The 22,829-nt window shown below is 68.6% G+C and carries 19 protein-coding genes and 2 pseudogenes; 18 read left to right on the top strand and 3 right to left on the bottom strand.

All coding sequences use genetic code 11. The features are described from left to right. Positions 1 to 21: 21 nt before the first annotated feature. Positions 22 to 456 carry an Hsp20/alpha crystallin family protein gene (locus tag ABD830_RS07185; protein WP_344985638.1) on the bottom strand — a complete coding sequence of 145 codons (435 nt, stop codon included), beginning with the start codon at positions 454 to 456 and terminating at the stop codon, positions 22 to 24. A gap of 174 nt (positions 457 to 630) precedes the next feature. Here ABD830_RS07185 and ABD830_RS07180 point away from each other — a divergent pair, with 174 nt between their 5' ends. The 3 genes from ABD830_RS07180 (at position 631) to ABD830_RS07170 (ending at position 3,311) form a co-directional block, all read left to right on the top strand. Next, positions 631 to 822: a hypothetical protein gene (locus ABD830_RS07180; protein ID WP_344985637.1), complete on the top strand. Its 192-nt coding sequence runs from the start codon at positions 631 to 633 to the stop codon at positions 820 to 822. A gap of 544 nt (positions 823 to 1,366) precedes the next feature. Next, a complete protein-coding gene (locus tag ABD830_RS07175; RefSeq protein WP_344985636.1) occupies positions 1,367 to 1,753 on the top strand; it encodes a MerR family transcriptional regulator in 387 nt (128 codons plus the stop codon). A gap of 886 nt (positions 1,754 to 2,639) precedes the next feature. Then, positions 2,640 to 3,311, top strand: a complete 672-nt coding sequence (locus ABD830_RS07170; protein ID WP_344985635.1) for a hypothetical protein — start codon at positions 2,640 to 2,642, stop codon at positions 3,309 to 3,311. Between the two features lie 506 nt (positions 3,312 to 3,817). On the opposite strand, the pseudogene ABD830_RS07165 reads toward ABD830_RS07170, so the two are convergent. After that, positions 3,818 to 4,312, bottom strand: a pseudogene (locus ABD830_RS07165) (transposase); the annotation flags it as partial. A 379-nt stretch (positions 4,313 to 4,691) separates the two neighbouring features. On the opposite strand from ABD830_RS07165, the gene ABD830_RS07160 reads away from it, so the two are divergent. The 8 genes and pseudogenes from ABD830_RS07160 (at position 4,692) to ABD830_RS07125 (ending at position 15,801) form a co-directional block, all read left to right on the top strand. Further along, positions 4,692 to 6,992 (top strand): beta-L-arabinofuranosidase domain-containing protein, encoded by a 2,301-nt coding sequence (locus ABD830_RS07160; protein WP_344985633.1) that lies wholly within the window; start codon positions 4,692 to 4,694, stop codon positions 6,990 to 6,992. Between the two features lie 57 nt (positions 6,993 to 7,049). Continuing rightward, positions 7,050 to 8,519, top strand: a complete 1,470-nt coding sequence (locus ABD830_RS07155; RefSeq protein WP_344985632.1) for an arabinofuranosidase catalytic domain-containing protein — start codon at positions 7,050 to 7,052, stop codon at positions 8,517 to 8,519. Between the two features lie 437 nt (positions 8,520 to 8,956). After that, positions 8,957 to 11,281: an RICIN domain-containing protein gene (locus ABD830_RS07150; RefSeq protein ID WP_344985631.1), complete on the top strand. Its 2,325-nt coding sequence runs from the start codon at positions 8,957 to 8,959 to the stop codon at positions 11,279 to 11,281. A gap of 245 nt (positions 11,282 to 11,526) precedes the next feature. Then, positions 11,527 to 11,775, top strand: coding sequence for an SHOCT domain-containing protein (locus tag ABD830_RS07145; protein ID WP_344985630.1), 249 nt, complete (start codon positions 11,527 to 11,529; stop codon positions 11,773 to 11,775). Positions 11,776 to 12,381: 606 nt separating this feature from the next. After that, positions 12,382 to 12,573, top strand: a complete 192-nt coding sequence (locus ABD830_RS07140; protein WP_344985629.1) for a hypothetical protein — start codon at positions 12,382 to 12,384, stop codon at positions 12,571 to 12,573. Between the two features lie 210 nt (positions 12,574 to 12,783). Continuing rightward, positions 12,784 to 13,407, top strand: a pseudogene (locus ABD830_RS07135) (universal stress protein); the annotation flags it as partial. Positions 13,408 to 13,455: 48 nt separating this feature from the next. Next, complete coding sequence (locus tag ABD830_RS07130; protein ID WP_344987647.1) at positions 13,456 to 13,983, top strand: hypothetical protein; 528 nt, start codon at positions 13,456 to 13,458, stop codon at positions 13,981 to 13,983. 114 nt (positions 13,984 to 14,097) lie between these two features. Then, positions 14,098 to 15,801 (top strand): sensor histidine kinase, encoded by a 1,704-nt coding sequence (locus tag ABD830_RS07125; RefSeq protein WP_344985626.1) that lies wholly within the window; start codon positions 14,098 to 14,100, stop codon positions 15,799 to 15,801. Here the strand turns inward: ABD830_RS07125 and ABD830_RS07120 are convergent. After that, complete coding sequence (locus tag ABD830_RS07120; protein WP_344985625.1) at positions 15,775 to 16,668, bottom strand: acetate/propionate family kinase; 894 nt, start codon at positions 16,666 to 16,668, stop codon at positions 15,775 to 15,777. The two genes, ABD830_RS07125 and ABD830_RS07120, sit on opposite strands and share 27 nt — an antisense overlap. A 118-nt stretch (positions 16,669 to 16,786) precedes the next feature. Here ABD830_RS07120 and ABD830_RS07115 point away from each other — a divergent pair, with 118 nt between their 5' ends. The 7 genes from ABD830_RS07115 (at position 16,787) to ABD830_RS07085 (ending at position 22,750) form a co-directional block, all read left to right on the top strand. Further along, a complete protein-coding gene (locus ABD830_RS07115; protein WP_344985624.1) occupies positions 16,787 to 17,494 on the top strand; it encodes a beta/alpha barrel domain-containing protein in 708 nt (235 codons plus the stop codon). Next, on the top strand, positions 17,491 to 18,057 hold the full coding sequence (locus ABD830_RS07110) for a beta/alpha barrel domain-containing protein (RefSeq protein WP_344985623.1): 567 nt from the start codon (positions 17,491 to 17,493) through the stop codon (positions 18,055 to 18,057). Before ABD830_RS07115 ends, ABD830_RS07110 begins: the two co-directional genes overlap by 4 nt. Further along, positions 17,985 to 18,200 (top strand): hypothetical protein, encoded by a 216-nt coding sequence (locus ABD830_RS07105; protein ID WP_344985621.1) that lies wholly within the window; start codon positions 17,985 to 17,987, stop codon positions 18,198 to 18,200. Before ABD830_RS07110 ends, ABD830_RS07105 begins: the two co-directional genes overlap by 73 nt. 169 nt (positions 18,201 to 18,369) lie before the next feature. After that, positions 18,370 to 19,431: a radical SAM/SPASM domain-containing protein gene (locus ABD830_RS07100; RefSeq protein WP_378520796.1), complete on the top strand. Its 1,062-nt coding sequence runs from the start codon at positions 18,370 to 18,372 to the stop codon at positions 19,429 to 19,431. A 124-nt stretch (positions 19,432 to 19,555) separates the two neighbouring features. After that, entirely contained in the window at positions 19,556 to 20,770 is a 1,215-nt protein-coding gene (locus tag ABD830_RS07095; RefSeq protein ID WP_344985620.1) for an MFS transporter, read from the top strand. A gap of 391 nt (positions 20,771 to 21,161) precedes the next feature. Further along, positions 21,162 to 22,286 carry a hypothetical protein gene (locus ABD830_RS07090; RefSeq protein ID WP_344985619.1) on the top strand — a complete coding sequence of 375 codons (1,125 nt, stop codon included), beginning with the start codon at positions 21,162 to 21,164 and terminating at the stop codon, positions 22,284 to 22,286. Next, positions 22,286 to 22,750 (top strand): hypothetical protein, encoded by a 465-nt coding sequence (locus ABD830_RS07085; RefSeq protein ID WP_344985618.1) that lies wholly within the window; start codon positions 22,286 to 22,288, stop codon positions 22,748 to 22,750. Before ABD830_RS07090 ends, ABD830_RS07085 begins: the two co-directional genes overlap by 1 nt. Positions 22,751 to 22,829: the final 79 nt, after the last annotated feature.

The following is a 22,829-nucleotide window of genomic DNA, read 5'->3' as shown; positions in this document are numbered from 1 at the left end:
CCCTTGCCATGGACGTGCGTATCAGGCCCGGATGGCCTTGACGTCGCCCTGCTGGATCTCGACCTTGCGGGGCTTGGCCCGCTCGAGCACGGGGATGCGGACCTTCAGCACGCCGTTGGCGTACCCAGCGTCGATCTTGTCGCTGTCGAGGTACTCCGACAGGTAGACGCGGCGGGTGAAGGTGCCCATGGGGCGTTCGCGGACGAAGACCCGCTCGCCCTCGGGGATCTCCTCCTCGCGGCGAGCGCTGACGCTCAGCACTCCGCGGTCGACGGTGACCTCGATGGACTCGGGGTCGATGCCGGGCAGGTCGAACGTCAGTAGCACGTCGTCGTCGCGGCGCAGACCGTCCATCGGCATGAGGGCGCCCGTGCCGGTGCCGAAGGTCCGGCGGGCCAGCTGGTCGAACTGGCGCTCGAACTCCTGGATGAACGGGTCGAGGGATGTGAGCAGCATGTCCAGCTCCCTTCGCGAGCTCTCCGAGAAGAACCTCCAACTTGGTTCGCATGTTAGCTCCATCTATGAATGGATGCAAGTTGCTGAACGACGTTGAGGCGCCTCGGATGGACCGGGCGAGAAGAAGGGTCTGACCCGAGCATCAAGGCCCCGGCCATCGGAGAACCGTCGGTCATGGAGATCAAGGATCATCAATCCGGCGCGATCAAGCCGACGAAGATCGGGGCAGCCCAGGAGCCGCGCCCCGTCGTGGTTCTGGTCGTGCTCGGCCATCGCCATCGCCTCACCCCCGGCTCTGCCCGCTTTCGCATCGACCACGTGGCATGGCGGCGGGTTCTTACCTCAAAAGCGAAAGGAAATCTGTAGTCGCCACGGTAGACATTCGCGCTGCGGGCGGCTAGAGTTCCTGACATCGCAAGGGACGGATCCACGAGGGCAGCGCAGCACGAGCACCACGATGGGGCTGCCCGGACGGACGTGGACAGCAGTACAGAACACAGCAGTACAGAACGAGGTAATGGGCAGAAGGTCGGACTGCCGCGGCCAGTGTGGTTGAGCAAGAGGGCCGGGGCGGTGGACGCGCTGCCGCTTGCAGGAAGTCGGCGCCAGCGGTCGGGGTGCCGAGGTACGGATAACTGGAAGGGAGTGTTGAACGCCATCAGGATCGCCCGTCGCCGGCCGCATGTCGCCGCACGGGTACCGCAGCTCCACGAACAGGACGGTGGTCTACGGTCACGCTTACGCGATCCCCGCACCTCCGCATCGGGCGGCTGGTGCGGCATAAGTGAACCGCCCCTGCAGCAAGCAGGCAGGGCCGGTCGATGGTGTTAACCTCTGGGCCCCGGCGCATCATGCCGCCGGGGCCCCTGTTCGCATTCGGGAAGGTTGAATGGATCAAACACCTCAGGCAATGATTTCCGCCTCCAGGCGGGAGCGGCCCCGCCCCACCGGCGCTCAGCCAGCCGATCACCCGGTCCAGGCGGTCGAAGCGGCCGGCAGCCTCGGGCAGCGGCTCGATGACGAGGACTATCCCGCCTACAGCATGGGCCGGGCCGCCGAGATTCTCGGCGTCACCCCGGCGTTCCTGCGCAGCCTCGGCGCCGCCAAGCTGATCGAGCCGCTACGCAGCGAGGGCGGGCACCGCCGCTTCTCCCGCTACCAGCTGCGCCTGGCCGCCCGCGCCCGCGAACTCGTCGACGCCGGCACCCAGCTGGAAGCGGCCTGCCGCATCATCATCTTGGAAGACCAGCTCGCCGACGCGCTGCGCATCAACGAAGAACTCCGCCAGCGCCACTGACCGCTTTCGGCCCCCGGCCACACCCGGGGGCATCAGGACCGGCCGCGCCCGAAACGCCGGGCAGCCCCACGACGGCGAGGCCCGCGCGACGTCGGCCGTTGAGGTTCGCCCCGGAGGACCGGGCCTTCCTCGCCGCCCTCCTGGCACCGCTGCCCCGCGACGTCCTGCGCCGCCTGCGGCTTCTCATCCGGGCCGACGCTCGCTCAGCGACGCCGCGGTGTAGTCCAGTACCGGCCCCAGGTCGAACGCGGTATTGAAGAGTAGGGCGGGTGGGACTTGAACCCACGACCCACGGATGAGGAGTGGAAGTGATCTTGTCGCCTGGTAGGTCGCCTGGCCTGCGCCTCACGACAGATGGTCTCGTGATGGGTCCCAGCCATTCCACCTATATGCCGGATCTTGATCCCGTACTCGGTACTTGTCGCTTCGTGCGTCTCGAGGTATCCGCCGGCCGCAACTTGCTTCGTTCGCTACGGATCAGGGTGCGCGGAACCTTCTATTTACAAGGTCCCCAAACGATCTACACAGCCGTGCGGGCGCGTTCGCCGAGCTGGTCCCGAGGTGTCCGGGCGTTCGTATCCGTTCACCTCAGTTCTTGATCATCCGCGCGTGTGGCTCCCGAGGTGGCTCCCAGAAAGCACCATGGACCACCTGCCCGCATAGGCGTACGTCGATCTTGTTCAGCTCGCCGAACCAAGCGCAGCGAACGCCTTCCCGCTGGTGCCCCACTGATCCTCCGTGTCTCCCGCCGTGGCTGGGGTACAGCACGGGTACATGAGCGATCCTCTCCGGAGGACGGTGACCGGGTCCGATTGCTGGCTGCAGACCTGAGCTGCAAGGATCCTCGGCATGCTGCTCACTGGATTCGAGGACTGCCCTCTCGTCGATGGCTCCCGTCTTCCTGGACGATCCGGTGTTCTGGGCCCTCCATGTCCTGCAGATCGGGGTAATCGGGCTCACTGACATCGAGGAAGCATTCGGCGTGGACATCGCCTACGCCGAAGAACTCGAGAATCAGATGTTCGATCACAACCATTGGCCTGTCTTCACTGTTCCACTACGGAGCACCGGCAACATCCACGTCATCTACCGGAACCTGGATGGCGACATGGGCCTGGACTATGTCCTGACGTACCCCGACTTGCCCCACGATCTCGGTCTCGCCGCAGTCGCCGCAGACTTCGTTGGCCCAGGCATGTCCTGGCCTGAGCTCCTCACCATCGCCAACCATCCGCCCGCTGCTGGTGACAGAACACGGATGGACGCTGCCAGCCGGTTGCTCATCCTCCTGCCCGCCCTCGGTGACGCTGACCTGCCCGACACCGCCGTCCCGACCGTCGCTGCGGCACTTTCCGAATTGACCAGCAGTCCAGACCCCGACCACATCGCGGAAACCCTTCTTCACAACGACAAGGCATACTGGCGACCCGCCACCTGGGAACAATTGAGCAACGGCGCGACCGTCTGCGATGAGCCCCGCAGCCGCCGGTACGGAGTCCCATGGGAATGCACCACCGACCAAGACGTCGCCGTCACGCGCGCCCTCACTGGCACCTAGATCGCAACAACGCCACGGAGTACTCCGCCGCCCGGTCGCGTCGTGGTGACACCCCAGGGGACAGCTCTTCATCGCTCGTTGGAGGGGCCAAGCTCTTCAGTACCGACTGCGGACAGCACCAAGATTCGCGGTGAGCCGTGCTGAGGAACGAAGCACGGATCGTCGATCGCCCCCAAGCACATACGGCGAGCGACCAGGCCGTGGCGATCGTAAGGGCTCCAGTTGTGCGGCGGCTCGGCAACCCCGGCCGGTGCGCTCGATCGGTACGGCGGGGCAGGCGTGCGGCGCCCGGCCCGGTGTCCCGCCGCCGTTCGGGACCGGCCCCCAGGCCGAGGGGTGGGGCCTGCTCACGCTGGAGAAGACCCGGCCAGAGAGCCTCAGGCGCTACACCGACTCGGGCGAGAGCCATGACGAGCGGGGCCTGAAGCATCGCGATGTGAAAGAGACACGCCGGTGCCGATCCCGCCCGAACTCGTCGAGATCCTGCTTCGCCACATCGAACAGCACGGGGTGTCCGAGGACGGCCGGTTGTTCCGCAGGTAGGCGTGCAGCGCGCGGGTCTGCACGGTGTGGTGGGGATGGTCGGAGTTGCCCAAGGTGAACTGGCGCAACGGGCCGAAGTGCGCCTCGATCGGATTGGCCCAGGAGGCGTAGGTCGGCGTGAACAGCAGCCTGACCTTGTGCTTCTCGGCCCAGGCGCGGATGCGCCAGTTCCTGTGCGCCGACAGGTTGTCCAGGATCACATAGATCGGGGCGCCGTCCGGGCGGGCCGCCCGGATCGAACGCAACGCGGCCCAGGTGTGATCGATGCCCTTGCGTCGATGGTTGACGCCCCACAGCAGATCGTCGCCGACGGAGTAGCAGCCGTGGAAGTACCTCACGCCGTGGGTGCGGTGGTAGGTGGCCGGCAGCCGGTCCGGCCGGCCCTGCGGCGCCCAGCCCGTCCCGGCGGTCGGACGAATGCACAGGGGACCGAACTCGTCGAAGGCGAAGGTGCGCTCGGGCAGCGACGCATCGATGTTGGTCGAGGCAAGGACAACTCATCCCGAGTGGAGGTGGCGTTGAAAGTTTCACTCCGGCGCGGTGCGCCGAGAAGGCTGCTCTGACCGCCGGCGACGCCGCTGACCTGGACATCGGGGCCATTCGATCATCTTGCGGGCCGCACCGTCGGCATTTGGTAGTTGTGTGATGTCCGCCGATTTGGCATCTTCATCACACTCCAGTGTCTGTCGGCGGCTGCGCAGAGCCGCCCGGCCGTTCCGGCAGGCCGATGTTAGCGCTAACGCACTGCGATCCGCGATGGCGGTGCGGGGGCGCGGCGCCGATGCGCGTGCCTTTCGGGAGGTCGAAGTGTCATCTGTGCCCTTCAGTCGGCGTCGGTTGTTGCAGGCGACCGGGGCCGGCATTGTGGCCGGCGTCGCCGCGGCGACCGGCGTCGTGGACGTTCGCCGTGCGGAGGCGTCGGTGGCGCCGGTCCGCGCTGACATCGGCGTGTCGGCGTACGCGTTCGACCTGGGGCAGGTGCAGTTGACGGCGAGCCGGTGGTTGGACAACCAGAACCGCACGTTGTCGTACCTGCGGTTCGTCGACGTCGACCGGTTGCTGTACAACTTCCGGGCCAACCACCGGTTACCCACGAACGGTGCTATGGCAAACGGCGGCTGGGATGCCACGGACTTCCCGTTCCGCACCCACGTGCAGGGCCATTTCCTGTCCGCTTGGGCTCAGGCCTACGCCGTGCTCGGCGACACGACGTGCCGGGACAAGGCCAACTCCATGGTCGCCGAGCTGGCGAAGTGTCAGGCCAACAACGGTGTCGCCGGGTTCAACACCGGATACCTGTCCGGCTTTCCGGAGTCCGACTTCACCGCTCTGGAGGCCGGCCGCGCGGTCAGCGTGTCGTACTACTGCATCCACAAGACGCTGGCAGGCCTGCTGGATGTATGGCGATACGTGGGCAGCACCCAGGCCCGCGACGTGTTGCTGCGGCTCGCCGGCTGGGTCGACTGGCGCACCGGCCGGCTCAGCTACGCCCAGATGCAGACCGTGCTGGGCACCGAGTTCGGCGGGATGAACGCGGTGCTGACCGACATCTACCAGCAGACCGGTGACGCCCGTTGGCTGACGACCGCCCAGCGGTTCGACCACGCCGCCGCGTTCAACCCGCTGGCGTCCAACCAGGACCAGCTCAACGGGCAGCACGCCAACACGAACATCCCCAAGTGGGTCGGCGCGGCCCGCGAGTACAAGGCCACTGGCACCACGCGCTACCGCGACATCGCAGTCAACGCCTGGAACTTCACCGTCAACGCTCACACCTACGTGATCGGCGGCAACAGCCAGGCCGAGCACTTCCACGCGCCCAACGCGATCGCCGGCTACCTGGCCAAGGACACGTGCGAGCACTGCAACTCCTACAACATGCTCAAGCTGACCCGGGAACTGTGGCTGCTCAACCCCGACAACGCCGCCTACTTCGACTTCTACGAACAGGCGCTGCTCAACCACGTCATCGGCGCGCAGAACCCGGCCGACGCCCACGGGCACATCACCTACTTCACGCCGCTCAACCCCGGCGGCCGGCGCGGCGTCGGCCCGGCCTGGGGCGGCGGCACCTGGAGCACCGACTACAACAGCTTCTGGTGCTGCCAGGGCACGGGCATCGAGGTCAACACCAAGCTGATGGACTCGATCTACTTCTACAACGGCACCACGCTGACCGTGAACCTGTTCATGCCCTCGGTGCTGAACTGGAGCCAGCGCGGGATCAGGGTCACCCAGACCACCTCCTACCCGGTCAGCGACACCACGACCCTGCAGATCACCGGCAGCGTCAGCGACCCGTGGTCGATCCGCATCCGCATCCCCGGCTGGGCCAACGGTGCCACGATCAGCGTCAACGGCGTTGCCCAGAGCGTCACCACCACCCCCGGCGGCTACGCGACGATCACCCGCTCGTGGTCGTCCGGCGACACGGTCACGGTCCGGCTGCCCATGCAGGTGGTCGCCCGCGCCACCAACGACAACGCCAACGTCGTCGCCCTCACCTACGGCCCGACGGTCCTCGCCGGCAACTACGGCAACAGCACGCTGTCGTCGCTGCCCGCGCTGACCATCTCCTCGGTCACCCGCACCTCGAGCAGCGCGCTGGCCTTCACCGCCACCGCCAACGGCTCGCCGGTCAACCTCGGCCCGTTCTATGACGCGCAGGGCTACAACTACACCGTCTATTGGGCCGCCAATGGCCAGGGACCCGCAGGCGGCAGCTACCGGCTGGTCAATGCCGGCAGCGGCCTCGTGCTGGGCGTCCAGAACATGTCCACCGCCGACGGCGGCCTGGCGTTGCAGTGGACCGACAACGGCACCGCCGACCACAACTGGGAGATGATCAGCGACGGGAGTGCGGTGCGGTTCCGCAACGTCAACAGCGGCAAAGTGCTCGGCGTGCAGAACATGTCCACCGCCGACAACGCCGCTGTCCTGCAATGGGCCGACAACGGCACCGCCGACCACCGGTGGACCCTGCTCGACCAGGGCGACGGAACGTACAAGATCCGCAACGTCAACAGCGGCAAGCTCCTGGCCATCCAGAACAACTCCACCGCCAACGGCGCCTTCGCCGTCCAGGACTCGGACAACGGGACGGCCGACAACCGGTGGCGACTCGTCCGCAACTCTTGAACACCCGCCCAGCGGCCTGCCGTCCTGATTCCGGGCAACGAAGGGATGTGATCAAGAGTGAAGCAACGACTCGGCCGACTCCTGGCCGCTGCGGCGCCGCCACTCGCCTTCATCGTCAGCATCGGATTCGGTGTCGTGTCGGGCGCGCCTGAGGTCCACGCCGCGATCTCCGGGCCGTGTGACATCTACGCCTCCGGCGGCACACCGTGCGTGGCGGCGCACAGCACCACCCGTGCCCTGTACGGCGCATACAACGGTTCCCTGTATCAGGTTCGGCGCTCCTCGGACAACACCACTCGTGACATCGGCGTGCTCAGCCCGGGTGGTGTGGCAAACGCCGACGCCCAGGACTCGTTCTGCGCCAACACCACCTGCCTCATCAGCATCATCTACGACCAGTCCGGCCGGGGAAACCACCTGACCCAAGCGCCTCCCGGCACGTGGAAGGGCCCGCAACCCGGCGGTTGGGACAACCTCGCCGACGCGAAGGCCGCCCCGGTCAGCATCGGCGGCCAGAAGGCGTATGGCGTCTTCATCGCGCCGGGCACCGGCTACCGCAACAACAAGACCAACGGCATCGCCACCGGCGACCAGCCCGAGGGTATATACGCCGTGGTCGACGGCGTGCACTACAACAACTGGTGCTGCTTCGACTACGGCAACGCCCAGACCACCAACAGCGCCGACGGTCCGGCCATCATGGAGACCGTCTACTTCGGTGCGGACCGGCAGTGGGGGTGGGGCGACGGCTCCGGCCCGTGGATCATGGGGGACCTCGAGTTCGGGCTGTGGTCCGGCGTCAACTCCGGCTACAACCCCGACCCCGCGATCAACCACCGCTTCGTCACCGCCATCGTCAAGGGCGAGCCCAACCACTGGTCCATCCGAGGCGGCGACGCACAAGCGGGCAGCCTGTCAACCATGTTCGACGGGCGACGACCCAACGGCTACAACCCGATGAAGAAGCAGGGCGCGATCCTGCTCGGCATCGGCGGCGACAACAGCGTCTCCGGCGCCGGCACCTTCTACGAAGGGGTGATGACCACCGGCTACCCGTCGAACGCAACGGAGGAAGCCGTCCAGGCCAACATCGTCGCCGCCGGCTACGCGCCTCCGGGCGGCGGCAACCCACAGCCGGGCGCCGGCCAGATCGTCGGCAGCCAGTCGGGCCGGTGCATCGAGGTGCCGAACAGTTCCACTGCCAACGGGGCCCAGGTGCAGCTGGCAGACTGCCAGAGCGCCGACCGGCAGCGCTGGACCTACACCTCCAACAAGACGCTGCAGGTGTACGGCAACAAGTGCCTTGACGCGAACGGCAACGGCACCAGCAACGGCACTCAGGTGATCATCTGGGACTGCCACGGTCAAACCAACCAACAGTGGAACGTCAACGCCAACGGCACCATCACCGGCGTGCAGTCCGGCCTGTGCCTCGACGCCAACGGGGCGGGGACGGCCAGCAGCACCAAGATCATTCTCTGGTCGTGCCACGGCGGCACGAACCAGCAGTGGAGCTTCCGCAGGTGATCGCACAGGGCCATGGCCGGATCCTTACCCGAACACGGCATTGCCGAGGTCGGCTTGCGAATGCCCCGCCACCCGATCATGCATTGACATATATGAGAACGGCCTCTTCGCTACGGTCGAATCGATTCGGCGAACCCAAAAACAGCACGAGCGGTCTCCTCGGCCAGCGGTAGTCAACGATTCCGGTGGCCATTGCTCTGCACGAATGTTAGCGATCACATGAATGTCAACCGCCAAACTACGGATCTCCGGGCAGTGCCGCACCCTGTCCCCGGTCCGGCCCAGGTGACCGGGTCGCGACAGGCGGTGTCCCGCAGACCGCATCCGCTGCGAGAGGAACTGACCTCATGCCAAGAACGAAACGCTCGCTTCGCCGCCTGCGATCGGTTACGGTCGTAGCAGTCGGCTCCCTCCTCGCGGCCACCGGCCTGTTGACAGTGACCAGCGGCCCGACGCAGGCAGCCACGGCCATCACCATCAATGGCGGGTCCGGGGGGAAGACCTTCGACGGTGTTGGCGCGGTCAGCGGCGGTGGCGGCAACAGCCGGCTGTTGATCGACTATCCGGAGCCGCAGCGCGGGCAGATCCTGGACTACCTGTTCAAGCCCGGATACGGCGCCGCACTGCAGATCCTCAAGGTGGAGATGGGCGGCGACACCAACTCCACCTCCGGCGCCGAGCCCAGCCACGAGCACTTCCGCGGCGACCTCAACTGCAACCGCGGCTACGAGTGGTGGATCATGGAGCAGGCCAAGGCCCGCAACCCCAACATCAAGTTGGCGGCGCTACCGTGGGGCGCTCCGGGCTGGATCGGCAACGGCAACTTCATGTCCCAAGACATGATTGACTATTTCGTGGCCTGGCTGGGCTGCGCCAAGCAGCACAACCTGACCATGGACTACATCACCGCCGCGCAGAACGAGAAGCGCACCGACGCCAACTGGACCATCAGCCTGCGTCAGGCGCTCAACAACGCCGGCTACAGCGCGGTAAAGATCATCTTCGGGGACGACTATCCCGGAAGCTGGGGCCCGGCCAACGCGGTCGCGAGCAACGCCACCCTGCGCAACTCCATCGCCGTGCTGTCCGGCCACTACCCCTGTGGCTACCTCAGCGCGCAGACCTCCTGCTCGGTCTCGTCGACCGCCACCAACACCGGCGTGACGCTCTGGGACAGCGAGGGCGGATCTCAGGACTACAACGACGGCGCCAAGCCGCTCGCCCGGGGCATCAACCGCGGCTACATCGACGGACGGATGGTCGCCTACCTCAACTGGGACCTGATCGCCGCGATCACCCCGAACCTCCCGTGGGCCACCGTCGGGCTGATCCTGGCCAACCAGCCATGGTCGGGTTGGTACTCGGTCGGCAAGGACTCGTGGGCGCTCGCGCACACCACGCAGTTCACCGCCCCGGGCTGGCGCTACCTGGACTCGTCCAGTGGATACATCAACGGTGGCCGCAACAACGGCAGCTACGTCTCGCTGAAGTCCCCCAACAACTCCGACTACAGCACGATCATCGAGACCATGGACGCCACCGCTGCCCAGCAGCTGGACTTCACCCTCGCCGGCGGCCTGTCCACCGGCCAGGTGCACGTCTGGGCGACCAACCTCAACTCCAACAACCAGGCCGACTTCTTCGTGCACACCGCCGACATCACCCCGTCGGGCGGCCGGTTCAGCCTGACCGTCCAGCCCGGCTACATCTACAGCATCACCACGACCACCGGCCAGGGTAGGGGCACCGCCACCAGCCCCGCCCAGGGCTCGCTGAACCTGCCCTACAGCGACAACTTCGACAGCTACCCGGCGGCCGGCCTTCCGAGGTACCTGCAGGACATGCAGGGCGCCTTCGAGGCCAGCGCGTGCGGCGGCGGCCGCGCCGGGATGTGCCTGCGCCAATCCTCCCCGATGGCCCCGATCACCTGGAAGACCCTGGCCGACCCCGCGACCTACGGCGGAAACCTGAACTGGAACAACTACACCGTCTCCGCCGACGCGCTGCTGGAGAAGTCCGGCTACGCCCAACTGGAGGGCCGGGTGGGCAGCACGAACCTGGATCCCATCGGCAACTACAACGGGTACTTCCTGCGGGTCACCGACGGCGGCGCCTGGTCGATTCTGCGCAACAACACGAGCGGACAACTCAGCACGCTGCGCAGCGGCAACGTCGCGGCGCTGGGCACCAACCGTTGGCACAGCCTCGCCCTCGGCTTCTCCGGCAGCACCATCACCGCCAGCATCGACGGTGCCGTCGTGGGCACAGCAAGTGACTCAAGCTTCGCAGCCGGGCAGGTCGGCTTCGGCACCGGACAGGGCGTGACAGCGCAGTTCGACAACCTCTCGGTGGTGCCCGGATCCGGGAATCCGCCCGGGTCGACGACCACCCTGGTGAACAGAAACTCGGGCCGGTGCCTGGACGTGCCGGGCCAGTCCCAGACCAACGGCACGCAGCTCAACCTGTGGGACTGCAACGGTCAAGCCAACCAGCAGTGGACGTACACCACGGGCAAGCAGTTCCAGGTGTACGGCAGCAAGTGCCTGGACGCCAACGGCCAGGGCACCAGCAACGGCACAGCCGTCCTCATCTGGGACTGCAACGGCCAGGCCAACCAGCAGTGGAACGTCAACTCCGACGGCACGATCACCGGCGTGCAGTCCGGGCTGTGTCTGGCCGCCAACGGCGCCGGCACCACCAACGGTACGAAGATCGTCCTGTGGTCCTGCAACGGCAGCAACCAACAGTGGACCCGAACCTGACCCGCTACCGGCGACGTGAACCGCCATGGCTAGGTTGGACACGACGAAACTTATGCTTCTATTCGACCCCATTCGGGGAGTGGCCAGGTCATACGAAGCGCGCAGACGATCGGCAGCTTTTGTGCTGGAGGGGTGTGCCCGGCGCCTTGACCGTCCCCGCAGGACCTTGGACCGATAACGCCATGACCAAAGCCCCTCCTTGACGCTCCGCATCCGGCGAAGACTGGATGCCGGAGGTGGTCACAATGATGTACGGGTACGGGCCAGGTATGGCCTGGATGATCATGATGACCGTCATCTGGATCGTGCTTGTGGGGGCGGTCGTCTGGGCGGTGATCCAGCTCACGCAGGATCGGGAAGGTAAGCGGCGCGATCAGGCGCCGGTGGAGGCACCGGAGGAGATTTTGGCCCGCCGGTTCGCCAGTGGCGAGATCGACGAGGCGGTCTATGACTCAGCCCGGGAACGGCTCGAGGCCCGGCGATCACGTTGCTGAGACGCTCGCGGGGCCCCGGAAGGTGCTTACGGTCCTGCTCATCGTGCTGCCACGGTGACCACCCGGACGAAGCGATGATCGTCAATGCCCAGCGGGCGGCGGATCCGATGTTGACCGTAACCTCAAAGGAGAGGGGGTGGTTTGCATGAACCTCCGCATAGGCATCGCCGCCGGAGCAATGGTAGGAATCATGACCGCGCTACCGTCTCCGGCGTGGGCGCTCGCTCAGAAACCGCCAGATGGACCGGCACCCTGCGCTGACCACAGCATGATGGCGGACTGCCATCGGATGATGCGGCAGCACAAGGGTGACGACGGCATGATGGCCGACTGCCACTGCCACCAGATGATGCACCAGCACATGACCTGTCACGATCCTGCCGGCTAGGCACGAACCTGGACAGCCCGCAGCTACGATCTCGAAAGGTGCCGCACGCGTGGCTCATGGCCGCAGACCGTCGTGACAGGCCCCGACAAGCTATGTGACATGTCACTGTGCCAAGGCCCTGGCATTTGGGTGCTTTTCACCGTTCCGGCGGGACCCGGTAGTGAGACAGTCTGGGTTGCATAGCTCCGAACTTCGCTCTTGGAAGGGTGGAGGGAGTCATGCTGAAACAGGATCCCGTCCTTCCCGTGGTCGCAATCGCGGCCGGGGCTGATGTCATGGTTATCGCCGCGTCCGCCGGATTGATCATCTTCCTGGCCTGGTACTTCTTCGGTCCCAAGAAGAGCCACTTGGCCGAGATGCGTGGCAGGGTGCAGGAGGCCGAGGTCACCGTCAAGGGCGGGTACTCGTAGGGGCGGTGCTGACACCCGGCCACACATATAGAGCCGGTCCCAGGTGGAAGCATGCGGCAACTCAGCGCGCTGGACGCGGAGTTCATGCTCGACCCGCACGCCTCCTGAGAGGACCAACGGCACCCCGATTCGGGACTTCGTCCCCGGGCGCGGCGGTGTCGTTGTCGCGAAGGTGGAGGTGAGGAGTCCAGCTTGTGAAGGAGTGGCCTGATGGTCGATCACATCGTGGTCGGTGTGGACGGGTCCGCACCGGCGACCGCAGCCGTGGAGTGGGCCGCCGCCGACGCGCAGCGCCGCGGCCTGGCCCTTCGGATCGTGCACGTGTGCCAGCAGTGGCCGCACAGCGGGAGCACCGAGTACTGCGCCAAGTCGCTCGAGGCTGCCGCCACCCGAGCGCGTGAGTTGACCAGGGATGTCGATGTGGCGTCGGAGCTGCTCAGCGGTGATGTGATCAATGTCCTGGTCGCGGAGTCGGAGTTGGCGGACAGCCTGGTGCTGGGCAGTAGAGGGCTCGGCGGGTTCGCTGGGCTGGTGCTCGGGTCGGTCGGTATGGCCGTGGCCGGGCACGCGACCGGACCGGTCGTGATCGTCTGGGCTCCCAGCGCGCTGCGGCATGACAGGGTCGTGATCGGCTACGACGGTTCCGCGCATTCCGAGGCCGCGATGGCCTACGCCATCGAGCAGGCCAGAGCCCGTGGAGCGCAGTCGCACGTCGTTTCCGCCTGGCAGCTTCCGGTGCTCTCGCCGTACGCCGTCGCCTACGGCAGCCTGATCGAGGAACGCATGCGACACGAGGCCCACGCGGCGCGGGAGCGCGTCACTCCCTGGCGCGAGAAGAACTCCGATCTCGTCATTACCGACGAGCAGCGAAAGGGGGCCATCATGGCCGCCACCATCAACAGGCCCGTCATCCCGGCCGGCACGGGCACGCAGCCACGTCGTCCGGTCGACTACGTCTGGGCGATCGCCCGGATCTCGATCGGCTGGATCTTCCTGTGGGCGTTCCTGGACAAGACCTTCGGCTGGGGGTTCGCGACCCCGGCCAACCGTGCCTGGATCTCCGGCGGCAGCCCCACGACGGGCTTCCTCAAGGGCACCGGCGAGAACGCGCTCGGCGGCTTCTTCGGCTCGCTGGCCGGGCAGGCATGGGTGGACTGGCTGTTCATGACCGGCCTGCTCGGCATCGGCCTGGCTCTGATCCTGGGCATCGGCACCAGGATCGCCGCTGGTGCCGGCACGCTGATGCTGGTTCTCATGTGGGCGGCCGAGCTGCCCCTGGACACCAACCCCTTCATGGACGACCACATCGTCTACTCGATCGTCCTGGTCGGACTCGCCCTCGCCAACGCCGGCACCACGCTGGGACTCGGCGACCTGCCGATCGTCCAGCGCAACGCCTGGCTGAAGTAGTGCTCGCGGCAACACGCCCGCCTCCGGCCGCCGGAGGCGGGCGTCGCGCTGCGCCCGAACACGCCGCCCCGCAGCGGTGTCGCCGCTACCCTCCCTGCTGCGACACTGATCCGTATGTCCGAGACTGAGCATCGTCCGCTGATGCCCCAGATGCGGCTCGATGAACTGCTGGCAGAGCTGCAGACCAGGCTGAACGCCGTACTTGCCACGCGGGATCGGGTGCATGCGCTGCTTGAGGCCGTGGTGTCGGTGGGCAGCGACCTGGACCTGGAGACCGTGCTGCGGCGGATCGTGGAGACCGCGACCAAGCTCGTGGACGCCAGCTACGGCGCGTTGGGCGTGGTGGGGGAGGAGCGCACGCTCGTCCAGTTCATCCCGGTGGGGCTGAGCGAGGAGGAGATCGCCAAGATCGAGCACTGGCCGCACGGGCTCGGGCTGCTCGGCCTGTTGATCAAGGATGCGCGGCCGCTGCGGTTGAGCCGCATCTCCGACCATCCGGAGTCGTACGGCTTCCCACCGGGGCACCCGCCGATGGGCACCTTCCTCGGAGTGCCCGTACGGGTGCGGGACGAGGTGTTCGGCAACCTGTACCTGACCGAGAAACGCGGCGGCGGCGACTTCGACGAGGAGGACGAGGCGGTCGTCATCGCACTGGCGACCGCCGCGGGCGTCGCGGTGGAGAACGCCCGGTTGTACGAGGAGTCCCGGCGGCGCGAGGTCTGGCTGAAGGCGTCGTCAGAGATCACCACGAGCCTGCTGTCCGGCGCCGGCCTTCATGAGGTGCTGACCACGATGGCGGCATGTGCCGGACAGATGTGCGACGCCGACCTGGTGCAGGTGCTGCTGCCCGAGGCGTCGGGTGAGACGCTCGTCGTGGATGTGGCGGAGGGCGAGGGAGCCGGCGAGCTGCTGGGGATGACGTTCGAGGTCTCGGCCACGCCGGCCGGCGAGGCGTTCAGACGGGGCGAGCCGGTGTCGGAGCGGGATCTGCCGAGCGATCCTTACCCCGACTCACCGTTGCGGCGGCTGGGTTACGGGCCCGCCCTGATGGTGCCGCTGGGTACGGCGCCGCAGGTGCGCGGGGTGCTGGCGTTGGCCAAGCGCAGCGGGCGGCTGCCGTTCAGCGGGGCCGATCAGCAGATGGTGGAGTCGTTCGCGGGTCAGGCGGCGGTCGCACTGGAGCTGGCCGAGGCACGGCGTGATGCCGAGCGGCTCGGCCTGCTGGAGGACCGGGACCGCATCGCCAAGGATCTGCACGACGTGGTCATCCAGCGGTTGTTCGCCACCGCGATGACATTGATGAGCACAGTACGGCTGATCGAGTGGCCGGAGGCGGGCAAGCGGGTGCAGCACGCGATCGACGAGCTCGACGAGACGATCCGGCAGATCCGCTCGTCCATCTTCGCCCTGCAGGCCCCGCGACAGGAGGCTGCTCCGAGTCTGCGTACGCAGATCGTCGAACTGGTGGAGGGAGCGGGCGGGCATCTGGGGTTCATGCCGGGGCTGCGCATGGAGGGCCAGATCGACACCGTGGTGCCCGAGCGTGTCGCCGAGCACCTGCTGGCCGTGCTGCGCGAGGCATTGTCGAACGTGGTGCGCCACTCCCGCGCGACCCGGGCGCAGGTCTCGGTGGAGGTCGCCGATCAGCGGCTCACGCTTGTGGTCACCGACAACGGCGTCGGCTTGGGAGAGGAAGGACGCCGCAGCGGCGTGCGCAACATCGAGGAGCGGGCCGGCCGCCTGGGCGGCACCGCCGAACTGGAGACGCCTGAGGAGGGCGGCGGCACCCGCCTACGCTGGCACGTCCCCTTGGACTGAAGAACGGCCGGCCGGCGGGACCACGATCGGCGAAACGAGCGCGTGCGCCTGGCGGGCGATCTCCCATTCCTCGTCGGTGGGGATGACCAGCACGGGCACTTCGGCACCCGCGGGGGAGACGAGCCGCTCGCCGGCCGTGTCGGCCTGGTTGAGTGCCGGGTCCACGGCGATGCCGAGCCGTTCGAGCCCGGTCAGGGATTCGGCGCGGGTGGCGGTGTCGTGTTCGCCTACGCCGCCGGGGAACACGATCGCGTCCACCCGTCCGAGCAGGGCGTAGTAGGCGCCGATGTATTTGCGGATGCGGCGGGTGTAGATGTCCAGGGCTGAACGGGCGGTGTCGTCGTCGCGGGCGCGTGCTTCGCGCATGTCTCTGGTGCCGGCCAGGGCGAGCAGGCCGCTGTGGTGGGTGAGCGCGTGCTCGACCTGCTGGGCGTCCAGCCCGTTCACGCGGGCGAGATAACCGGTGAGGGCCGGGTCGATGTCGCCGGATCGGGTGCCCATGACGAGCCCTTCCAAGGGGGTCATGCCCATGGAGGTGTCGATGCTGCGCCCGCCGGAGACGGCGGTGGCGCTGGCGCCGTTGCCCAGGTGGAGCACGATCAGGTTGAGGTCGGCCAGGTCGCGGCGGAGGAAGGTGGCGGCGCGGCGGGAGACGTACGCGCACGAGGTGCCGTGGAAGCCGAAGCGCCGCACGCCCCATTCCCGGGGCACGGCGTAGGTGTAGGCCTCGGGCGGCAGGGTGCGGTGGAAGGCAGTGTCGAACACGGCCACCTGCGGTATCTCGGGGAACGCCTTGCGCGCGACGCGGATGCCGGTGACGTTGACCGGGTTGTGCAGGGGAGCGAGCGGGGCCAGCTCCTCGACCAAGCCGGGCCGTTGGGTTACGTGCAGATGCTGGTCAGGTTCGGGTACGGCCCGCCGGTCCCGCGCGTGCCGCGCCGACCCGTGTTCGAGGTTCTCGACCGGCGCACGCGGGAGGCGCGGCGTGGCTGAGCCGGTGCGACCCGCCCTGATCCAGGGCGGGATGGGCGTGGGCGTGTCGGGATGGCGGCTGGCCCGGGCGGTCGCCGCGACCGGGCAACTCGGTGTGGTGTCGGGCACGGCGCTGGACGTCACTCTGGCCAGAAGACTGCAGCGCGGCGACCCAGGCGGCCACCTGCGCCGCGCGCTGGCCTGCTTCCCCGTGCCCAAGGTCGCAGAGCGGGTGCTCGGCCGCTATTTCGTGCCCGGCGGGATCGGCCCGGACGTGCCGTACCGGCCGGTGCCCCGGCTCGGTATGCGGTCGAACCGCGCCCGGGACGAATTGGCCGTGCTGGCCAACTTCGCGGAGGTCTTCCTCGCGAAGGAGGACCACGACGGGCCCGTCGGAGTGAACTTCCTGGAGAAGATCCAGCTCGCCACCCCGGCCGCCGTCTACGGCGCGATGCTGGCCGGCGCCGACTTCGTGCTGGTCGGTGCCGGCATCCCGGCGGAGATCCCCCGGCTGCTCGACGACCTGGCCGAGCACCGTCCGGCGCGGATCTCGGTTGCCGTGGCGGGCGGCGACGGGCACACGATCGGGATCAACCCGGTACGGCTGCTCGGCCATCGCCTGACGCCGCTGCCGAGGCCCAGATTGCTGGCGATCGTGTCGTCGCACGTGCTGGCCGCTTACCTGGCCCGCTCCCCGGTAACCAGGCCCGGGGATTTGTGATCGAGACGCCAGCGGCGGGCGGGCACAGTGCGCCGCCGCGTGGCCGGATGATGCTCGACCCGGCGGGAGAGCCGGTGTACGGGCCGCGCGACGAGGTCGACCTGGGCAAGGTCGCCGCTCTTGGGCTGCCGTTCTGGCTGGCCGGCGGGTACGGCACGTCCGGCGGGCTCGGGCGGGCCTGGGCTGCGGGTGCGGAGGGGATCCAGGTCGGGTCGGCGTTCGCGCTGTGCCGGGAGTCCGGCCTCGACCCCGGCCTGCGCAGACGCCTGCGCGAGCAGGCCGCGAGCGGAGCCCTCCAGGTACGCAACGACCCGCGAGCCTCGCCCACCGGGTTCCCGTTCAAGGTCGCCGCCGTGGCGGGGACGCTGTCGGAGCAGGAGGTGTACCAGGCGCGCCCGCGGCTGTGCGACCTGGGTTACCTGCGCACGCCGTACCAGAAGGCGGACGGCTCGATCGGCTACCGCTGCCCGCCGAGCCAGTGGACACCTATGTGCGTAAGGGCCGCCCGGCGGAGGAGGCGGCCGACCGCCGCTGCCTGTGCAACGGACTGCTCGCCGCGATAGGTCTCGGTCAGCACCGCGCCGACGGGTACGACGAGCCGCCACTGCTCACCCTCGGCCAGGACGCGGCCTTCCTCGCCGGCCTGCCGGACGACCACTCGGCCGCCGACGTGGTGGCCCACATCCTGTTGGGAGCCCGGGTATGACCGCGCGGGAGACCGGAGGCCGGGCGGAACCCGGCACTCCGGCAGGCAACCGTCCGACAGATCGCCGCTGCGGCGGGTCCGGCAAGATGTCGCGGACCGTCCCTTCATCGTCATCTGAGAGGCCACCCGGACCTGCCCGCTGGCCTGCCTGCACTGCCGAGCGGAGGCCGTGCCCGAGCGGCACCCCGAGGAGCTGACCACCGCCGAGGCCGGTGAGCCGATGCGTCAGGTGGCCGATTTCGGCCGGCCCGCGCCCCTGTTCGTGGTCACAGGCGGCGATCCGTTCGAGCGGCCCGCTCCGTTCGAGCTGGTACGGCGGGCCCGCGCGGTCGGGCTGTCCCCGGCCGTGTCACCGTCGGCCACCGCGGCGCTCACCCCGGGCAACCTTGCCCGGCTGCGCCAGGTGGGCGCCGCGGCGATTTCGCTCAGCCTCGACGGGGCGACAGTCGCCGGGCACGACAGCTTCCGCGGCTACGACGGCGTGTTCGCCCGTACCGTGGCGGCTTGGCGAGCGGCCCGCGAGGTTGGACTCAAGGTGCAGATCAACGCCACGGTGACGCGCCGCAACCTGACCCGGCTGCCGGACATCGACCGGTTGGTACGCGCTCAGGGCGCGCTGCTGTGGAGCGTCTTCTTCCTGGTGCCCACCGGCCGTGGCCGCGCGCTGTCGGCGCTGAGCTCGGCCGAGGCCGAGGACGTGCTGCACTTCCTGTTCGACCTCGGCACCACGATTGCGGTCAAGACCACCGAGGCGCACCATTTCCGGCGCGTGGCCGTCCAGCGGCTCATCATGGCCCAGCACGGCGCCGATCACGCAGAGACGCTGGGTCCGCTCTACCAGGACCTGCGCCGACGGGCACGGCAGTCCGGGCTGATCGGGGACTCGCGGGTACGCCGTCCGCCCGTCGACGTGAACGCCGGACGCGGCTTCGTGTTCGTCTCCCACACCGGCACCGTGCGCCCTTCGGGCTTCCTGCCGCTGGACGCGGGCGACGTGCGCGATCGACCACTGACCGAGATCTATCGCTCCGCGCCCCTGTTCGCTGCGCTGCGCCACCCTGACCGGCTGGGCGGACGGTGCGGGGGTGCGAGTTCCGCATTATCTGCGGCGGTTCCCGGTCCCGCGCGTACGCGTACCGGCGACGTGCTCGCCGAAGAGCCGTGGTGCGGCAACGAGCCGGGCAGCTCCCCTTACCAGAGCGACCTCGGCCGGCACATCCGCACTCCGTAAGTCCCCGAAGGTCGGGACCTTGGTCCATAGGCCGCCGCAGGACCTGTCAGCTGGGATGAGACCAGGACACTTGCGCGGCACGCAGCCGCGGCCATCCATGAATCAACGATCACGTGAGGACGACATGACCAACGCACCGACCGGCCGCAGGCCCGCTTTGATGCTCGGCCTGGCGACCGTGGGCTTCGCGGTGAACTTCTGGGCGTGGGCGCTGCTCAGCCCGTTGGGGCCGCGTTTCAAAGAGCTGCTCGGGTTGTCGGCCGGGCAGCAGGCGCTGCTGGTCGCCGTACCCGTGATCGTCGGCTCGCTCGGCCGTATCCCGGTCGGCGCTTTGACCGACCGCTTCGGCGGACGGGTGATGTTTCCCCTCATCTCCGCCGCCACCATCGTGCCTGTGCTGTTCATCGGCGTGGCCGGGCAGACCTCCCTGGCCGCGCTGCTGCTCGGCGGGTTCTTCCTCGGCATAGGCGGGACCGTCTTCGCCGTCGGCGTGCCGTTCGTCAACGCCTGGTTCCCGCCGCACCGGCGCGGCCTCGCAGTCGGGATCTTCGGGGCCGGAATGGGAGGCACCGCGATCAGCGCGCTGACCACCGTCCCCCTGGTGCGGGCGGGTGGCCCGGCCACCCCCTTCCTGATCACCGCCATGGTTCTCGCCACCTACGCCGTCGTCGCGTGGCTGGTGCTGCGGGACGCCCCCGGCCGCACCGTCGCGACCCAGCCCCTGATAGCGCGCATGGCGGCCACGTTGAAGTTGCCGATCACCTGGCAGGCGTGCGTGCTGTACGCGGTCGCCTTCGGCGGCTACGTCGCCTTCTCCGTCTACCTGCCCGCCTACCTGCAGACCGGCTACGGGCTCGAGCAGGCCGACGCCGCCAACCGCATGGCCGGGTTCGTGGTGCTGGCCGTCCTGGCCCGGCCACTGGGTGGCTGGCTGTCCGACCGCATCGGCCCCATCCCCGTGCTGACCGGTGTATTCATCCTCATCGCCGTCATGGCCGGGGTGCAGGCGCTCACGCCGGGACTGATGCCGCTCGGCACGGTCGCCTTCCTTACCATGGCCGCCGCCCTCGGCGCGGGCAGCGGAGCCACCTTCGCCCTCGTCGCCCAGATCGCACCCCCCGACAAGGTCGGCACCGTGACCGGCCTGGTCGGCGCCGCGGGCGGCCTCGGCGGCTTCGTACCCCCGCTGGTGATGGGTTTCATCTACGGACAGCTCCGTTCCTATGGCCTCGGCCTGGCTCTGCTGGCCGTCACCGCCACGCTCACTCTGGCCCTGACGGTGACTGTGATCCGCTCGGTGGCCGTCCATCGCAAGGCCAAGCAAGTCGGCGTCCGCTGACCACCCCATTCGCGCAACGGAGGGCTTGACAGACCGTGGCGATACCGCAGACTCCCAGCGCGCCGCCACAGGCAGCGCAACCTAGACACTCTGGTCAGTTGGGACAGGCCACACAGCGATCCGGCCGGCGAGTGGCCTGGAGGCGCTTGCCTCTGATGGGCGGAGCGGTCGTCGCACTGGTCGCCGGGGTCGTCGGCGGACTTGCGCTGCTGGTGGGCGAGATTCCGGCGCCGGCGTCGTTCATCGAGCAGCGGCTGGAGTTGGCGCATGTCGTGTTCCTGCGGCCCATCGCCTGGGTCGGTCTGCTGGCCGCCGCAGGGGTGGTGGGTGTGGGGGCTGTGGTGTCGATCTTCGCGCCGGTCGCGGGCGCGCGCGTACGGCCGGGGCCGGGATGGTTGTGGTCGCCGGGTGGCTCGGCTTTTACGACGTGGCGCGGCGGACCGTGCGCGGTGCTGGGCTCTCCCGGTACGCGGCCGTCTGCCTGCTGGCCGGGTACTGCTGGTTGGCGGTGTCCGGGGTGCTGTGGGCGGCCACCGGCTTGGCGTCGGGACGGTATCTGTACGACGCCGCGCTGCACGCGCTCTTCCTCGGCTTCGTCATGTCGATGGTGTTCGGGCATGCCCCGGTGATCCTTCCAGCGCTGTTGCGCTTGCGGCTGCCGTACCGGCCCCTTCTCTATATGCCGCTGGTGGCGCTGCACGCGGCGGTGGCGGTGCGGGTGGCCGGGGACCTGGCCGCCGTCCGGGTCGTGCGCACGCTGGGTGGCGTGCTTGCGGCGGTCGCTCTGCTGATGTTCGCCGGATGCGTGATCGCGATCGCGCGCTCCGGTCACGATAGGGAGGTCCTCGAAGTGGGTCCGGTTGATATCCGTATAGAAAGGGGCAGACCGCCGCTTCAGGCGCCGACGCCGCAGCGTCCCCGCGCCTCGTGGCATCTGCGAGCGAACGCTATCGTCGTCGGCTGGCTCGCCCTGACCGTCGTGGCGGCGCTAGCAGGCGACGTGCTGCCGGCGCCGCGCTGGCTGCTGATCCACGTGTTCCTGCTGGGCGCGGTCAGCACCGCCATCCTCATCTGGAGTGAGCACTTCACCGTGGCGCTCCTACGCGTTCGCACCCCGCCTCAGCGCGGCAGCCTGACCCGGCTCGCCCTGCTCAAGGCCGCCACGGTCGCGGTCCTGGCTGGAGTGTCGGCGGGACCGTGGCAGGTGGCCGCCGCCGGGGCGGCGCTGGTGGTGGGGGTGGTCTTGTGGCACGCCGCCGTGCTCGTCCGGATGGTGCGGCAGGCGCTGCCCGGCCGGTTCGGGCACGTCATTTGCTGGTACGTGTCGGCCGCTGGAGCGCTCGCCGTCGGGCGGCACCCTGGGCGGGCTGCTGGCCGCGCACGTCGGGCACGGGGCGCTGCACGAGCGGTTGCATGCCGCGCATGCCGAGGTCAACCTGTTCGGCTGGATCGGACTCACCGTGCTCGGCACGCTGTTCACGCTCTGGCCCACGGTCCTGCGCACACGCATGTCTGATGGGACGCGGCGGGCGTCACGCGTGGGGTTGCGGCTGGCCGCGCCCGGGGTTGGCGGTGGCCGTCGGCGGGTTGCTGGCGGGCTGGCGGTGGGTTGCCCTGATGGGCCTGGTGGCGTACGCGGTAGGAGGGCTGGCGGTGCTCGCGCCGCTGGTCGACGCGCTGCGGCGCAGACGGCCGCACACCGGGGCCTCGTGGATGCTGGGGGCGGCGATCGTCTGGTTCGAGCTGACGCTGGCCGCGAACCTGGTGGTCATCGCGGCCCGCCCGGCAGCCGAGGTCGCCGCGGCGCTGGAGCCGCTGCTGCCCCTGGTGCTCGTCGGATTCGTCGGTCAAGTGCTGCTTGGCTCGCTGCTGCACCTGCTGCCCGCGGTGCTGGGCGGCGGCCCGGCCTTTCACAAGTGTGACTCGCCGCCCGTCGGGGTGCAGGCCCGTCATGGACGCCACCGGCCACCTGCCAGGTAGGCGGCAGATCAGGTGGCGCTCATCGGACATGACCGAAACGGTAGATCCGAAGCCGGACCCGCCGTCACGGCCACAGGTC

Source organism: Nonomuraea helvata (assembly GCF_039535785.1).
GTDB lineage: Bacteria > Actinomycetota > Actinomycetes > Streptosporangiales > Streptosporangiaceae > Nonomuraea > Nonomuraea helvata.
The sequence above is the reverse complement of the archived record's forward strand: the minus strand, read 5'-3'. Positions and strand labels throughout refer to the sequence as shown.

Coding starts and splice junctions, on each gene's coding strand:
- ABD830_RS07145 (WP_344985630.1), top strand. CDS start 11,527: ATGATGTACGGGTACGGGCCAGGTATGGCCTGGATGATCATGATGACC.
- ABD830_RS07125 (WP_344985626.1), top strand. CDS start 14,098: ATGTCCGAGACTGAGCATCGTCCGCTGATGCCCCAGATGCGGCTCGAT.
- ABD830_RS07130 (WP_344987647.1), top strand. CDS start 13,456: ATGGCCGCCACCATCAACAGGCCCGTCATCCCGGCCGGCACGGGCACG.
- ABD830_RS07175 (WP_344985636.1), top strand. CDS start 1,367: ATGATTTCCGCCTCCAGGCGGGAGCGGCCCCGCCCCACCGGCGCTCAG.
- ABD830_RS07185 (WP_344985638.1), bottom strand. CDS start 456: ATGCTGCTCACATCCCTCGACCCGTTCATCCAGGAGTTCGAGCGCCAG.
- ABD830_RS07090 (WP_344985619.1), top strand. CDS start 21,162: ATGGTTGTGGTCGCCGGGTGGCTCGGCTTTTACGACGTGGCGCGGCGG.
- ABD830_RS07085 (WP_344985618.1), top strand. CDS start 22,286: ATGGGACGCGGCGGGCGTCACGCGTGGGGTTGCGGCTGGCCGCGCCCG.
- ABD830_RS07180 (WP_344985637.1), top strand. CDS start 631: ATGGAGATCAAGGATCATCAATCCGGCGCGATCAAGCCGACGAAGATC.
- ABD830_RS07095 (WP_344985620.1), top strand. CDS start 19,556: ATGACCAACGCACCGACCGGCCGCAGGCCCGCTTTGATGCTCGGCCTG.
- ABD830_RS07170 (WP_344985635.1), top strand. CDS start 2,640: ATGGCTCCCGTCTTCCTGGACGATCCGGTGTTCTGGGCCCTCCATGTC.
- ABD830_RS07140 (WP_344985629.1), top strand. CDS start 12,382: ATGCTGAAACAGGATCCCGTCCTTCCCGTGGTCGCAATCGCGGCCGGG.